The sequence below is a fragment of the Streptomyces sp. NBC_00102 genome, from assembly GCF_026343115.1.
Lineage (GTDB): Bacteria > Actinomycetota > Actinomycetes > Streptomycetales > Streptomycetaceae > Streptomyces.
On record NZ_JAPEMC010000001.1, the window covers coordinates 2601498 to 2616870 of the forward strand.

The 15373-nt window shown below is 70.5% G+C and carries 11 protein-coding genes; all 11 read right to left on the bottom strand.

Going from position 1 to position 15373, the window contains the following annotated elements; all coding sequences use genetic code 11:
- Window positions 1-22: 22 nt before the first annotated feature.
- A complete protein-coding gene (gene recQ, locus OHA55_RS11495) occupies window positions 23-2119 on the bottom strand; it encodes a DNA helicase RecQ (RefSeq protein WP_266705382.1) in 2097 nt (698 codons plus the stop codon).
- 152 nt (window positions 2120-2271) lie between these two features.
- The gene (nuoN, locus tag OHA55_RS11500; protein WP_266705384.1) at window positions 2272-3936 is read right to left on the bottom strand and encodes an NADH-quinone oxidoreductase subunit NuoN; all 1665 of its coding nucleotides are present in this window, start codon (window positions 3934-3936) and stop codon (window positions 2272-2274) included.
- Entirely contained in the window at window positions 3933-5504 is a 1572-nt protein-coding gene (locus OHA55_RS11505; protein WP_266705386.1) for an NADH-quinone oxidoreductase subunit M, read from the bottom strand. The genes nuoN and OHA55_RS11505 overlap by 4 nt, the downstream gene beginning before the upstream one ends.
- 4 nt (window positions 5505-5508) lie before the next feature.
- Window positions 5509-7404 carry an NADH-quinone oxidoreductase subunit L gene (nuoL, locus tag OHA55_RS11510; RefSeq protein ID WP_266705388.1) on the bottom strand — a complete coding sequence of 632 codons (1896 nt, stop codon included), beginning with the start codon at window positions 7402-7404 and terminating at the stop codon, window positions 5509-5511.
- An 11-nt stretch (window positions 7405-7415) separates the two neighbouring features.
- A complete protein-coding gene (gene nuoK, locus OHA55_RS11515) occupies window positions 7416-7715 on the bottom strand; it encodes an NADH-quinone oxidoreductase subunit NuoK (RefSeq protein WP_266705390.1) in 300 nt (99 codons plus the stop codon).
- Window positions 7712-8593: an NADH-quinone oxidoreductase subunit J gene (locus tag OHA55_RS11520; RefSeq protein ID WP_266705392.1), complete on the bottom strand. Its 882-nt coding sequence runs from the start codon at window positions 8591-8593 to the stop codon at window positions 7712-7714. The genes nuoK and OHA55_RS11520 overlap by 4 nt, the downstream gene beginning before the upstream one ends.
- Window positions 8590-9267, bottom strand: coding sequence for an NADH-quinone oxidoreductase subunit NuoI (nuoI, locus tag OHA55_RS11525; RefSeq protein ID WP_266705396.1), 678 nt, complete (start codon window positions 9265-9267; stop codon window positions 8590-8592). Before nuoI ends, OHA55_RS11520 begins: the two co-directional genes overlap by 4 nt.
- Window positions 9260-10663, bottom strand: coding sequence for an NADH-quinone oxidoreductase subunit NuoH (gene nuoH, locus OHA55_RS11530; protein ID WP_266705398.1), 1404 nt, complete (start codon window positions 10661-10663; stop codon window positions 9260-9262). The genes nuoI and nuoH overlap by 8 nt, the downstream gene beginning before the upstream one ends.
- Complete coding sequence (locus tag OHA55_RS11535) at window positions 10660-13167, bottom strand: NADH-quinone oxidoreductase subunit G (RefSeq protein WP_266705400.1); 2508 nt, start codon at window positions 13165-13167, stop codon at window positions 10660-10662. Before OHA55_RS11535 ends, nuoH begins: the two co-directional genes overlap by 4 nt.
- Window positions 13164-14546, bottom strand: a complete 1383-nt coding sequence (gene nuoF / locus OHA55_RS11540; protein WP_266705402.1) for an NADH-quinone oxidoreductase subunit NuoF — start codon at window positions 14544-14546, stop codon at window positions 13164-13166. The genes OHA55_RS11535 and nuoF overlap by 4 nt, the downstream gene beginning before the upstream one ends.
- Entirely contained in the window at window positions 14546-15367 is an 822-nt protein-coding gene (nuoE, locus tag OHA55_RS11545; protein WP_266710566.1) for an NADH-quinone oxidoreductase subunit NuoE, read from the bottom strand. Before nuoE ends, nuoF begins: the two co-directional genes overlap by 1 nt.
- Window positions 15368-15373 lie beyond the last annotated feature (6 nt).

The window sequence follows — 15373 nt, forward strand, 5'->3', positions numbered from 1 at the left end:
CCGCCTCTCGGCCGGCCGGAACTCACTCGTACTCCGGGGGCTCCTCGTCGTCCCAGCCGAATTCGGCGTCGGCGAACGGGTCGCCCTTGTCCGTCGACGCGTTCGCCGACGTGTTCGGCGACGTGTTCGGCGACGTGTTCGCCGCCCCGCGCGCGGGCTCCCGCACCGGCGCCGGTGTGGCGGTGACCTTGTCCGCAGGTGCTCCCAGCCCCGCCAGGACCTCCAGCACGCCCTCGCCGTAGGTCGCCAGCTTCTTCTCGCCGAGGCCGCTGACCCCGCCCAGCTCGGCCAGGGACGAGGGGTGCAGGGTGGCGATCTCGCGCAGGGTCGCGTCGTGGAAGATGACGTACGCCGGGACGCCCTGCTCCTTCGCCGTCGCCCCGCGCCAGGCGCGCAGCGCCTCGAAGACGGGTACGGCGGACGCGGGCAGATCGGCCGCGGCGGCAGCCGACTTGGCTCGGCGTTCGCCCTTGGCGGCCGTCCGCTCGGTGACCCGCTTGGGCTCCTTGCGCAGCAGCACCTCGCGCTCGCGGCCGAGGACCGTGGCGCTGGTGTCGGTCAGCACGAGGGTGCCGTACTCCCCCTCCACGGCGAGCAGGCCCTGTGCCAGCAACTGACGGACCACACCGCGCCATTCGGCTTCGGCCAGCTCCTCGCCGATGCCGAAGACGGAGAGCTGGTCGTGGTCGAACTGGATGACCTTCGCGGTCTTCCGTCCCAGCAGGATGTCGATGATCTGTCCGGCGCCGAACTTCTGGTTCCGCTCCCGCTTGAGCCGGACCACGGTGGAGAGCAGCTTCTGCGAGACGACCGTCCCGTCCCAGGTCTCCGGCGCGACGAGGCAGGTGTCGCAGTTCCCGCAGGAGGCGGCGGTGGGTTCCTGGCCGAAGTAGGTGAGGAGCTGGGCGCGGCGGCACTGGACGGTCTCGCAGAGCGCCAGCATCGAGTCCAGGTGCGCGGAGGCGCGGCGGCGGTGCGCTTCGTCGCCGTCGCCGCCCTGGATGAGCTTGCGCTGCTGGACGACGTCCTGGAGGCCGTACGCCATCCACGCGGTGGAGGGGGCGCCGTCACGTCCGGCGCGGCCGGTCTCCTGGTAGTACCCCTCGACGGACTTGGGGAGGTCGAGGTGGGCGACGAAGCGGACGTCCGGCTTGTCGATGCCCATGCCGAAGGCGATCGTCGCGACGACGACGAGCCCCTCCTCGCGCAGGAAGCGGGACTGGTGGGCGGCGCGGGTCCCGGCGTCCAGGCCGGCGTGGTACGGCACGGCTTCGATGCCGTTGCGGCAGAGGTACTCGGCCGTCTTCTCGGTGGAGTTGCGGGAGAGGCAGTAGACGATGCCGGCGTCCCCGGTGTGCTCCTCCTTGAGGAAGGTGAGCAGCTGCTTCTTCGGGTCGGTTTTGGGGACGATGCGGTACTGGATGTTGGGCCGGTCGAAGCTGGCGACGAAGTGCCGGGCGTCCGGCATGCCCAGGCGGCGGGTGATCTCCTGGTGGGTGGCGTCGGTCGCGGTCGCCGTCAGGGCGATGCGCGGTACGTCCGGCCAGCGCTCGCCGAGGACGGAGAGGGTGAGGTAGTCGGGGCGGAAGTCGTGGCCCCACTGGGCGACGCAGTGCGCCTCGTCGATGGCGAAGACGGAGACGGTGCCCCGGGAGAGCAGCGAGAGCGTGGAGTCCAGGCGGAGCCGCTCGGGCGCGAGGTAGAGGATGTCCAGCTCTCCGGCGATGTACTGCGCCTCCATGGAGCGGCGCTCGTCGAAGTCCTGGGTGGAGTTGATGAAGCCGGCCCGGACGCCGAGGGCGCGCAGGGCGTCGACCTGGTCCTGCATGAGGGCGATCAGCGGGGAGACGACGACGCCGGTGCCGGGGCGGACCAGGGCGGGGATCTGGTAGCAGAGGGACTTGCCGCCGCCGGTGGGCATCAGGACGACGGCGTCGCCGCCGGCGACCACGTGCTCGATGATGTCGCCCTGCTCGCCGCGGAACGACTCGTACCCGAAGACCCGGTGCAGGGTCCGCCGCGCCTCGCTCTCGCCTCCGGTGGCCGCCTCGCCGCCGAAGCCCTCGCCGCCGGGGGCCCCGCTGCCGGTGGCCCCGGTCACGGCCTCGGTCACATCCATGGTTCCGCCCGTCCTGCTCGTCGCTCTGTTCGCCGTCGTCGCATCGTGCGCTCGTCGTCCGACCGTCCTCCACCATAGGCGGCTCGTACGACAACGCCGGACGGGCTTGACTCCAGCCCGTCCGGCGTTGGTGGCACAGCGTCGTGCCCGCGCTACCGCACGAAGATCCCCGCCTGGCTCGCCAGGTCCAGGAAGTACTGCGGGGCGAGGCCGAGCACCAGGGTGACCGCGACGCCGATGCCGATGGTGGTCATCGTCAGCGGGGACGGGACGGCGACCGTGGGGCCGTCCGCCTTCGGCTCGCTGAAGAACATCAGGACGATGACCCGGATGTAGAAGAACGCGGCGATCGCCGAGGAGATCACACCGACCACGACCAGTCCGCCCGCGCCGCCGTCCGCCGCCGCCTTGAAGACGGCGAACTTGCCGGAGAAGCCCGAGGTGAGCGGGATACCGGCGAAGGCCAGCAGGAACACCGCGAAGACGGCGGCGGTCAGCGGGGAGCGCCGGCCGAGCCCGGCCCACTTCGACAGGTGGGTCGCCTCGCCGCCCGCGTCGCGCACCAGGGTGACGACGGCGAAGGCGCCGACCGTCACGAAGGAGTAGGCGACGAGGTAGAAGAGGACCGAGGAGATGCCCTCCGAGGTGGTCGCGATGACACCCGCGAGGATGAACCCGGCGTGCGCGATCGAGGAGTAGGCGAGCAGCCGCTTGATGTCGGTCTGGGTGATCGCGACGATCGCCCCGCCGAGCATGGTGACGATGGACACGCCCCACATGACCGGCCGCCAGTCCCAGGTGAGCCCGGGGAGCACGACGTACAGCAGGCGGAGCAGCGCGCCGAAGGCGGCGACCTTGGTGGCGGCGGCCATGAAGCCGGTGACCGGGGTCGGTGCGCCCTGGTAGACGTCCGGGGTCCACATGTGGAACGGCACGGCGCCGACCTTGAAGAGGAGCCCCATCAGGATCATCGCGCCGCCGATGAGGAGCAGCGCGTCGTTGCCCATGGTGGAGGCGAGGGCGGGGTCGATCTCGGTGACCGAGCCGTCGACGACGCTCGCGATGGTGGCGTACGAGACGGAGCCCGCGTAGCCGTAGAGGAGGGCGATCCCGAAGAGGAGGAACGCCGAGGAGAACGCGCCGAGCAGGAAGTACTTCACCGCGGCCTCCTGCGACATCAGCCGCTTGCGGCGGGCGAGGGCGCAGAGGAGGTAGAGCGGCAGGGAGAAGACCTCGAGCGCGACGAACAGGGTCAGCAGGTCGTTGGCGGCAGGGAAGACCAGCATGCCCGCGACGGCGAACAGGACGAGCGGGAACACCTCGGTGGTGGTGAACCCGGCCCTGACCGCCTGCTTCTCGCTGTCGCTGCCCGGGACGGACCCGGCCTGCGCGACGAAGGAGTCGACCCGGTTGCCGTGCGCGGCGGGGTCGAGCCGCCGCTCGGCGAAGGTGAAGACCGCGACGATCGAGGCCAGCAGGATGGTGCCCTGCAGGAAGAGCGCCGGGCCGTCCACCGCGACGGCGCCCATCGCGGCGATGTGGGCCTTGGTGGTGCCGTACCCGCCGGCGGCGAGCCCGACGACCGCGGCGAACGCGGCGGCCAGGGCGACGACGGCCAGGAGGACCTGGGTGAGGTACCGGGCCCGGCGGGGCACGAAGGCTTCCGCCAGGACGCCGATGACCGCCGCGCCGAGCACGATCAGGACGGGCGCGAGCTGTGCGTACTCGATGGTGGGGGCCGTGAACTTCACGTCCGGGGCGGCCGTCGTCACCCCGCCCGCCACGGTCCACATGCTGTGGACAGCTGTTGCGCTCACTTGGCGGCCTCCACCTCGGGCTGGGGGTCCTGCTTCTGTACGTCGGACATGGTGTGCTGCACCGCCGGGTCGACGATCTCGGTGAGCGGCTTCGGGAAGACGCCCAGGAAGATCAGCAGCGCGATCAGCGGTACGACGACCGCGAGTTCACGGACCCGCAGGTCCGGCATGCCCTGGACGGTGGCCTTCACCGGGCCGGTCATGGTGCGTTGGTAGAGCACCAGGACGTAGAGCGCGGCGAGCACGATGCCGGTGGTGGCGATGATGCCGACCACCGGGTAGGCGCTGAACACCCCGACCAGGACCAGGAACTCGCTGACGAACGGGGCGAGTCCGGGCAGCGAGAGGGTGGCGAGCCCGCCGATCAGGAAGGTGCCCGCGAGGATCGGGGCGACCTTCTGCACTCCGCCGTAGTCGGCGATGAGGCGGGAGCCGCGCCGGGTGATGAGGAATCCGGCGACCAGCATCAGGGCAGCGGTCGAGATGCCGTGGTTGACCATGTAGAGCGTGGCGCCCGACTGGCCCTGGCTGGTCATCGCGAAGATGCCCAGGATGATGAAGCCGAAGTGCGAGATCGACGCGTAGGCGATCAGCCGCTTGATGTCGCGCTGGCCGACCGCGAGGAGCGCGCCGTACACGATGGAGACCAGCGCGAGGACCAGGATCACCGGGGTCGCCCACTTGCTGGCCTCGGGGAAGAGCTGGAGGCAGAAGCGGAGCATCGCGAAGGTGCCGACCTTGTCGACGATCGCGGTGATCAGCACGGCGACGGGCGCGGTCGCCTCGCCCATGGCGTTGGGCAGCCAGGTGTGCAGCGGCCAGAGCGGGGCCTTCACCGCGAAGGCGAAGAAGAACCCGAGGAAGAGCCACCGCTCGGTGCTGGTCGCCATCTCCAGGGAGCCGCTCGCGCGGGCCTCGGCGATCTCGGAGAGCGAGAAGCTCCCGGCGACCACGTACAGACCGATGACGGCGGCCAGCATGATGAGGCCGCCGACGAGGTTGTAGAGGAGGAACTTCACGGCGGCGTACGAGCGCTGGGCCGAGGCGTTCTCGTCGGTGCCCGCGTGGGCCCGGTCCCCGAAGCCGCCGATGAGGAAGTACATCGGGATGAGCATGGCTTCGAAGAGGATGTAGAAGAGGAAGACGTCGGTGGCCTCGAAGGAGAGGATCACCATCGCCTCCACCATCAGGATCAGGGCGAAGAAGCCCTGGGTGGGGCGCCACCGGGAGGAGTGCGTCTCCAGGGGGTCGGCGTCGTGCCAGCCGGCCAGGATCACGAACGGGATGAGGAGCGCGGTGAGCGCGAGGAGCGCCACCCCGATGCCGTCCACGCCGAGTTCGTACCGGACGCCGAAGTCGGCGATCCACGCGTGCGACTCGGTGAGCTGGTAGCGGTCGCCGCCGGGCTCGAAGCGGACGAACACGATCGCCGCGAGGACCAGGGTGGCCAGCGAGACGAGCAGCGCCAGCCATTTCGCGGCGGTGCGCCGCTGGGCCGGGACGGCGGCGGTGGCGATGGCGCCGATCGCGGGGAGTGCCGCCGTCGCTGTCAGGAGGGGAAAGGACATGTGATCAGACCGCCCTCATCAGCAGGGTCGCGGCGATGAGGACCGCCGTACCGCCGAACATCGAGACCGCGTAGGAGCGGGCGTAGCCGTTCTGCAGTGTGCGCAGCCGGCCGGAGAGCCCGCCGACCGAGGCGGCCGTACCGTTGACGACGCCGTCGACCAGCGAGTGGTCGACGTAGACCAGGGAGCGGGTGAGGTGCTCGCCGCCGCGGACCAGGACCACGTGGTTGAAGTCGTCCTGGAGGAGGTCGCGGCGGGCCGCCCGGGTGAGCAGCGAGCCGCGCGGGGCGAGGGCGGGCACCGGCCTGCGGCCGTACATGGCCCAGGCGATGGCGACGCCGATGACGAGCACCACCATGGTGGCGCCGGTGACGGTGGTCGCGCCGACCGGGGAGTCCCCGTGGTCGTGCCCGGTCACCGGCTCCAGCCAGTGCAGGAACCGGTCGCCGATGGAGAAGAAGCCGCCCGCGAAGACCGAACCGAAGGCGAGCACGATCATGGGGATCGTCATCGACTTCGGGGACTCGTGCGGGTGCGGTTCACGGCCCTCGGCGTCCGGCTGCCAGCGCTTCTCGCCGAAGAAGGTCATCAGCATCACGCGCGTCATGTAGAACGCGGTGATCGCGGCGCCGAGCAGGGTCACGGCGCCGAGGATCCAGCCCTCGGTGCCGCCCTTGGCGAAGGCCGCCTCGATGATCTTGTCCTTGGAGAAGAAACCGGAGAGGCCGGGGAAGCCGATGATGGCGAGGTAGCCGAGGCCGAAGGTGATGAAGGTGACCGGCATGTACTTCCGCAGGCCGCCGAACTTCCTCATGTCGACCTCGTCGTTCATGCCGTGCATGACCGAACCGGCGCCGAGGAAGAGTCCGGCCTTGAAGAAGCCGTGCGTCACCAGGTGCATGATCGCGAAGACGTAGCCGATGGGGCCGAGGCCCGCGGCGAGGACCATGTAGCCGATCTGCGACATCGTGGAGCCGGCCAGCGCCTTCTTGATGTCGTCCTTGGCGCAACCGACGATCGCACCGAACAGGAGCGTGACCGCTCCGACGACGGCGACGACGAGCTGGGCGTCCGGGGCGGCGTTGAAGATCGCGCCGGAGCGGACGATGAGGTACACGCCCGCGGTGACCATGGTCGCGGCGTGGATGAGGGCGGAGACCGGGGTCGGGCCCTCCATCGCGTCGCCGAGCCAGGACTGGAGCGGTACCTGCGCGGACTTGCCGCAGGCGGCGAGCAGCAGCATCAGGCCGATCGCGGTGAGCTTGCCCTCACTGGTGTCGCCGGTCGCCCCGAGCACCGGCCCGAAGGCGAAGGTGCCGAAGGTGGTGAACATCAGCATGATCGCGATGGAGAGGCCCATGTCGCCGACCCGGTTGACCAGGAAGGCCTTCTTGGCGGCGGTCGCCGCGCTGGGCTTGTGCTGCCAGAAGCCGATGAGGAGGTACGAGGCGAGGCCGACGCCCTCCCATCCGACGTACAGCAGCAGGTAGTTGTCGGCGAGGACCAGGATGAGCATCGCCGCGACGAAGAGGTTGAGATAGCCGAAGAAGCGGCGACGGCGTTCGTCGTGCTCCATGTAGCCGATCGAGTAGATGTGGATCAGGGTGCCCACACTGGTGATCAGCAGCACGAACGTCATCGACAGCTGGTCGAGCTGGAAGGCGACGTCGGCCTGGAAGCCCTCCACGGGAATCCAGCTGAACAGCTTCTGGTGCAGCAGGCGTTCTTCTGCGCCCTTGCCGAGCATGTCGGCGAAGAGCACCACGGCCAGCACGAACGACACCCCTGCGAGCAGGGTGCCGAGCCAGTGTCCGGCCCGGTCGAGCCGGCGGCCCCCGCACAGCAGGACGGCCGCTCCGAGCAGGGGCGCCGCGATGAGCAGCGCGATCAGGTTCTCCACGATTCAGCCCCTCACAGCTTCATCAGGCTGGCGTCGTCGACCGAGGCCGAATGGCGGGAGCGGAACAGCGACACGATGATCGCCAGCCCGACGACGACTTCCGCGGCGGCGACGACCATCGTGAAGAACGCGATGATCTGGCCGTCGAGGTTGCCGTGCATGCGGGAGAAGGTGACGAAGGCGAGGTTGCAGGCGTTGAGCATCAGCTCCACGCACATGAACACCACGATCGCGTTCCGCCGGATCAGCACCCCACAGGCGCCGATGGTGAACAGCAGGGCTGCCAGGTAGAGGTAGTTGACGGGATTCACTGGGTGTCCTCCCCGTTCCCGGCGCGGTCGGTCGGGCGCCCCGAGGGCCCGGAAGCACCCCGGGCGGTGAGGGCGGTGGTGCGTCCCAGACGCTCACCGGACCGCTGTTCCAGTGCCTTGAGGTCGGCGAGCGCCTCCTGGGAGACGTCGCGGACCTGGCCGCGGTCGCGCAGGGTGCGCATCACGGTCAGCTCGGACGGGGTGCCGTCGGGGAGCAGGCCTGCGATGTCCACGGCGTTGTGCCGGGCGTAGACACCGGGGGCGGGCAGCGGCGGCAGGTGGTTCGAGCGGACCCGGGCCTCGGACATCTCCCGCTGGGTCCGGGCGCGTTCGGTGCGCTCCTTGTGGGTGAGCACCATCGCCCCGACCGTCGCGGTGATGAGGAGGGCGCCGGTGATCTCGAACGCGAAGACGTACTTGGTGAAGATGAGGTTGGCGAGTCCTTCGACGTTCCCCCCGTGCACGGCGTTGGCGGTGCCGAGGCCGTTGAAGCTGCTCAGGGAGGCGTTGCCGATGCCGGCGATGAGTAGCACCCCGAAGCCGAGACCGCATCCGGCGGCCAGCCAGCGCTGGCCCTTGAGGGTCTCCTTCAGCGAGTCGGCGGCGGTGACGCCGACGAGCATCACGACGAAGAGGAAGAGCATCATGATCGCGCCGGTGTAGACGACGACCTGCACGATGCCGAGGAAGTACGCGCCGTTGGCGAGGTAGAAGACCGCCAGCACGATCATGGTCCCGGCGAGCGAGAGCGCGCTGTGCACGGCCCGCTTCATCAGGACGGTGGAGAGGGCGCCGAGCACGGCGACCGTACCGAGGATCCAGAACTGCACGGCCTCGCCGGTCGAGGTGGTGGAGGCAGCCGCCGCGAGATTGCTCATGCGTCCGCCCCCCGCTGCCCGTGCCCCGTGTGCGCGTGGTCGTGCTCGTGGGACGCGGCGGCGGTGGCCTCGGAGCCGGGCTCGTCCGGCTTCTCGCCCTTGGACACGGCGAGCTGGCGCTCGGTGCCGGGGGCGGCCTCGGTCACCAGGCCCCGGTAGTAGTCCTGTTCGTCCATGCCGGGGAAGATCGCGTGCGGGCTGTCGACCATGCCCTCCTCCAGTCCCGCGAGCAGCTCGTCCTTGGTGTAGATGAGGCTGGCGCGGGTGGTGTTGGCGAGCTCGAACTCGTTGGTCATCGTGAGCGCCCGGGTGGGGCACGCCTCGATGCAGAGACCGCAGAGGATGCAGCGCGCGTAGTTGATCTGGTAGACGCGGCCGTACCGTTCGCCCGGGGAGTACCGCTCCTCGTCGGTGTTGTCCGCGCCCTCGACGTAGATGGCGTCGGCCGGACAGGCCCAGGCGCACAGCTCGCAGCCGACGCACTTCTCCAGGCCGTCCGGGTGCCGGTTGAGCTGGTGACGGCCGTGGAAGCGCGGTGCCGTCACCTTCGGCGTCTCCGGGTACTGCTCCGTGAGCCGCTTCTTGAACATGGCCTTGAAGGTCACGCCGAACCCGGCCACGGGGTTCTGGAACTTGTCGCTCGAAGTCCCTGGGGAGTCTGGTGCCTCAGACACGGTCGGCCTCCTTTCCGTCACTCGCGATTCCGTCACTCTGAGTATCGGGTCCACCACTGACAACGAGCTCCCGCTCGCGGCGCGGGGTGCGCCGGGGAACGGGCGGCAAGGCCTGTCCGGGCAGCGGCGGTACGGGGAACCCGCCCGCCATCGGGTCGAACCCGGGCGGCGGGCCCGCCTTCGCCTCCTCCTCGCGGCCCTTGCGGTCGCGGAAGAAGTCGGCCAGGAAGGAGATCAGCAGTACGGCGATCACGGCGCCGGCCACGTACAGCACGATCTTCGAGAAGTCGTACCCCTCGTTGTTCATGGCGCGCACGGTGGCGACCAGCATCAGCCAGACCACGGAGACCGGGATGAGGACCTTCCAGCCGAGCTTCATCAGCTGGTCGTAGCGGACGCGGGGCAGCGAGCCGCGCAGCCAGATGAAGAAGAAGAGGAGCAGCTGGACCTTGACGACGAACCAGAGCATCGGCCACCAGCCGTGGTTCGCGCCCTCCCAGAAGGTGCTGATCGGGTACGGGGCCCGCCAGCCGCCCAGGAAGAGGGTCGCGGAGACCGCGGAGACCGTCACCATGTTCACGTACTCGGCGAGCATGAACATCGCGAACTTGATCGACGAGTACTCGGTGTTGAAGCCGCCGACGAGGTCGCCCTCGGACTCCGGCATGTCGAACGGGGCGCGGTTGGTCTCGCCGACCATCGTGACGATGTAGATGATGAACGAGACCGGCAGCAGGATGATGAACCAGCGGTCGTGCTGGGCTTCCACGATCTTCGAGGTCGACATCGACCCGGAGTAGAGGAAGACCGAGGCGAACGCGGCGCCCATCGCGATCTCGTAGCTGATCATCTGGGCGCAGGACCGGAGACCGCCGAGGAGCGGGTAGGTCGAGCCGGAGGACCAGCCGGCGAGGACGATGCCGTAGATGCCGACCGAGGCGACCGCGAGGATGTAGAGCATCGCGATCGGCAGGTCGGTGAGCTGCATCGTCGTGCGGTGGCCGAAGATCGACACCTCGTTGCCGGACGGGCCGAACGGGATCACGGCGATCGCCATGAACGCCGGGATGGCCGCGACGACCGGCGCGAGGACGTAGACGACCCGGTCGGCGCGCTTGACGATCAGGTCTTCCTTCAGCATCAGCTTGACGCCGTCGGCGAGCGACTGGAGCAGGCCCCAGGGGCCGTTCCGGTTGGGGCCGATGCGCAGCTGCATCCAGGCGACGACTTTTCGCTCCCAGACGATCGCGAAGAGCACGGTCACCATGAGGAACGCGAAGCAGAAGACCGCCTTGACGACCACCAGCCACCAGGGGTCGGTGCCGAACATCGAGAGGTCCTCGGCGGCCAGCGGACTGCCGCCGGGTGCCGTGGCCAGGTGAGCGAGGCTGTTCACGCTCGCACCTCCGGTGAGTCTGCGGGGGCTGCGGTGGTGGCGGCGCCGATGCGGACCAGGCCGCCGGGGCGGGCGCCGGTCTGCGCCGGGACGCCGCGTCCGGTGGAGTTGAGCGGTACCCAGACCACCCGGTCCGGCATCTCGGTGATCCGCAGCGGGAGTTCGACGCTGCCGGCCGGGCCGGAGACGGCGAGCAGGTCCCCGTCCTTCACCCCGGTCTCGGCCGCGGTGTGCGCCGAGAGCCGGGCGACGGCGGCGTGCCGCGTACCGGCGAGGGCCTCGTCGCCTTCCTGGAGCTTGCCGAGGTCGAGCAGCATGCGGTGGCCGGCGAGGATCGCCTCGCCGTCGCCGGGCCGGGGCAGCGGGCGCCCGATCTCCCTCGGGACGCTCGCGTGGCCGCCGGTCCAGCCGCCGAGCCGGTCGAGCTCGCGGCGGGCGGCGGCCAGGTCGGGCAGTCCGAGGTGGACGTCGAGGGCGTCGGCCAGCATGTGCAGCACCCGGCCGTCGGTCGGCGCGAGGGTACGGGTCATCTGCTCGGGCTTGAGCGCCGCCTCGAACATCCTGGCGCGGCCTTCCCAGTTGAGGAAGGTGCCGGACTTCTCGGCGACGGCGGCCACCGGCAGCACCACGTCGGCGCGGTCGGTGACCTCGCTGGGCCGCAGCTCCAGCGAGACGAGGAAGCCGACCTCGTCCAGCGCGGTCAGGGCGGCCGCCGGGTCCGGCAGGTCGCGGGGTTCGACGCCCGCGACGAGCAGGGCGCCGAGTTCGCCGGTGGCGGCGGCGCCGAGGATCTGACTCGTGTCGCGGCCGTGGCGGGCCGGCAGGTCGGCGAGGCCCCAGAGGGCGGCGACCTCCCGGCGGGCGTGCGGGTCGGTGGCCGGGCGGCCACCGGGCAGCAGGGTCGGCAGGGCCCCGGCCTCCAGCGCCCCGCGCTCCCCGGCCCGGCGCGGAATCCACACCAGGTCGGCGCCGGTGGCGGTGGCGGTGCGCAGGACGGCGGTCAGCGCGCCGGGGACCCCGGCGAGCCGTTCGCCGACCACGATGACGGAGTTCTCGCCGCGCAGCGCTTCGGCGGCGGCCGCTCCGGCCTCGTCGAGTCCGACGCCTCCGGCGAGCGCGTCCAGCCACTCGGTCTCGGTGCCGGGGGCGGCCGGCAGCAGGGTGCCGCCCGTCTTCTCCAGCCCGCGGGTGGCGTGCGAGGCGAGGGCCCAGGTCCGCTGGCCGTGCTTGCGGTGGGCCTTGCGGAGCCGGAGGAAGACGCCGGGCGCCTCCTCCTCGGACTCGAATCCGGCGAGCAGGACCGCGGACGCCTTCTCCAGCGAGGTGTAGGTGACTCCCTCGCCGTCCAGGTCGTGGCCGCGTCCTGCGACGCGGGCGGCCAGGAAGTCGGCCTCCTCGCCGCTGTGGACCCGGGCCCGGAAGTCGATGTCGTTGGTGTCCAGGGCGACCCGCGCGAACTTGCTGTACGCGTAGGCGTCCTCGACGGTGAGCCGGCCGCCGGTGAGTACCCCGGCCCGGCCGCGTGCGGCGGCGAGTCCCGCCGCGGCGGCGGCGAGCGCCTCCGGCCAGGACGCCGGTTCGAGGACGCCGTCGGCATTGCGGACCAGCGGGGTGGTGAGCCGGTCGCGCTGCTGGGCGTAGCGGAAGCCGAAGCGTCCCTTGTCGCACAGCCACTCTTCGTTGACCTCGGGGTCGTTGGCCGCGAGGCGGCGCATGACCTTGCCGCGCCGGTGGTCGGTGCGGGTGGCGCAGCCGCCCGCGCAGTGCTCGCAGACCGAGGGCGAGGAGACCAGGTCGAAGGGGCGCGAGCGGAAGCGGTACGCCGCCGAGGTGAGCGCCCCGACCGGGCAGATCTGGATGGTGTTGCCGGAGAAGTACGACTCGAAGGGGTCGCCCTCGCCGATGCCGACCTGCTGGAGCGCGCCGCGCTCGATCAGCTCGATCATCGGGTCGCCCGCCACCTGGTTGGAGAACCGGGTGCACCGTGCGCAGAGCACGCAGCGTTCACGGTCCAGCAGCACCTGGGTGGAGATCGGGACGGGCTTCTCGTACGTCCGCTTCCGTCCCTCGAACCGGGATTCGGCGTCGCCGTGCGACATCGCCTGGTTCTGGAGCGGACACTCGCCGCCCTTGTCGCAGACCGGGCAGTCCAGCGGGTGGTTGATGAGCAGCAGCTCCATCACACCCTTCTGGGCCTTCTCGGCGACGGGCGAGGTGAGCTGCGACTTGACGACCATGCCGTCGGTGCAGGTGATGGTGCAGGAGGCCATCGGCTTGCGCTGGCCCTCCACCTCGACGATGCACTGGCGGCAGGCTCCGGCCGGGTCGAGGAGCGGGTGGTCGCAGAACCGGGGGATCTCGATGCCGAGTTCCTCGGCGGCGCGGATGACGAGGGTCCCCTTGGGGACTCTGGTCTCGATGCCGTCGATGGTCAGCGTGACGAGGTCTTCCGGCGGTACGGCCGCCTGTCCGCCCCCGGAGGGCGCACTCGTGGTGACTGTCATGCGTTCACCCCCCGGTGAGCGTCTCGGTCGTCCTGGTCGTCGGCGTCGTCGGCCCAGAGGGTCGACTTCGCGGGGTCGAAGGGGCAGCCCTTGCCGGTGATGTGCTGCTCGTACTCGTCGCGGAAGTACTTCAGCGACGAGAAGATCGGCGAGGCGGCTCCGTCGCCCAGCGCGCAGAAGGACTTGCCGTTGATGTTGTCGGCGATGTCGCCCAGCTTGTCGAGGTCGCCGGGGCGGCCCTTGCCCGCTTCGATGTCGCGGAGCAACTGGACGAGCCAGTAGGTGCCTTCGCGACACGGCGTGCACTTGCCGCAGGACTCGTGGGCGTAGAACTCGGTCCACCGGGTGACGGCCCGCACCACGCAGGTCGTCTCGTCGAAGCACTGGAGCGCCTTGGTGCCGAGCATGGAGCCGGCGGCGCCGACGCCCTCGTAGTCGAGGGGGACGTCGAGGTGTTCGTCGGTGAACATCGGGGTGGACGAGCCGCCCGGGGTCCAGAACTTGAGGCGGTGCCCGGCGCGGATGCCGCCGCTCATGTCGAGCAGCTGGCGGAGCGTGATGCCGAGCGGGGCCTCGTACTGGCCGGGGCCGGTGACGTGGCCGCTGAGCGAGTAGAGCGTGAAGCCCGGGGACTTCTCGCTGCCCATCGACTTGAACCAGTCCTTGCCGCGCTGGAGGATCGCGGGAACCGAGGCGATGGACTCCACGTTGTTCACCACGGTGGGGCAGGCGTACAGACCGGCGACCGCGGGGAAGGGGGGCCGCAGCCGGGGCTGGCCGCGCCGTCCTTCGAGGGAGTCGAGCAGCGCGGTCTCCTCGCCGCAGATGTACGCCCCGGCGCCCGCGTGCACGGTCAGTTCGAGGTCGAGCCCGGGCCCGAGCGCGTCCTTGCCGAGGTATCCGGCCGCGTACGCCTCGCGCACGGCTTCGTGCAGCCGCCGCAGGACGGGGACGACCTCGCCGCGCAGGTAGATGAAGGCGTGCGAGGAGCGGATCGCGTAGCAGGCGATCACGATGCCCTCGATGAGGCTGTGCGGGTTGGCGAAGAGGAGCGGGATGTCCTTGCAGGTGCCGGGCTCCGACTCGTCGGCGTTGACGACGAGGTAGTGCGGCTTGCCGTCGCCCTGCGGGATGAACTGCCACTTCATCCCGGTGGGGAAGCCGGCGCCGCCGCGTCCGCGCAGACCGGAGTCCTTGACGTACGCGATGAGGTCGTCCGGCGACATGGCGAGGGCCTTGCGCAGGCCCTCGTACCCGTCGTGTCGGCGGTAGCTCTCCAGCGTCCAGGGTTCCGCTTCGTCCCAGTGGGCGGAGAGGACCGGGGCGAGGAGCTTCTCGGGACTGGTCCCGTTCCTGTCGATCTCGGCTGCCAAGGTCATCACTCCCCCTCCTCGGCTGCGGGTCCGGCCGGGTTGTCCGGGTCGGAGGCCGCGGTCTGCTGCGGTGCGTCGTGCGAGCTGAGGTGCTCGGTCGGCGAGGGATCGTGCGTCTGGCCCGCGGGTACGTCCTTGCGCTGGGAGACGACCCGGCGCCCGGGGGCGGTCTCGCCCTTGGCGAGGCGGAGCCCGGCCAGGGAGGCGGGTCCGGCGCCGCCGCTCGCGGCGACCGCGCCGGGGCGTTCGTCGGGGAACCCGGCGAGGATGCGGGCCGTTTCCTTGTACGAGCAGATCGGGGCGCCCCGGGTGGGTTCGACGGTCCGCCCAGCGATGAGGTCGTCGACGAGCTTCGTCGCGCTCTCGGGGGTCTGGTTGTCGAAGAACTCCCAGTTCACCATCACGACGGGTGCGAAGTCGCAGGCCGCGTTGCACTCGATGTGTTCGAGGGTGACCTTGCCGTCCTCGGTGGTCTCGTCGTTGCCGACGCCCAGGTGCGTCTTGAGCCGGTCGAAGATGGCGTCGCCGCCCATGACCGCGCAGAGGGTGTTGGTGCAGACGCCGACCTGGTAGTCGCCGCTCGGCTTGCGCCGGTACATCGTGTAGAAGGTCGCGACCGCCGTGACCTCCGCCGTGGTGAGCCCGAGGAGTTCGGCGCAGAGGGCCATGCCCGTACGGGAGACGTACCCCTCCTCGGACTGGACGAGGTGGAGCAGCGGCAGCAGCGCGGAGCGGCTGTCGGGGTAGCGGGCGATCACCTCCCGCGCGTCCGCTTCGAGCCGGGCCCGTACGTCGTCGGGGTAGGCGGGGGCGGGGAGCTGCGGCATCCCCAG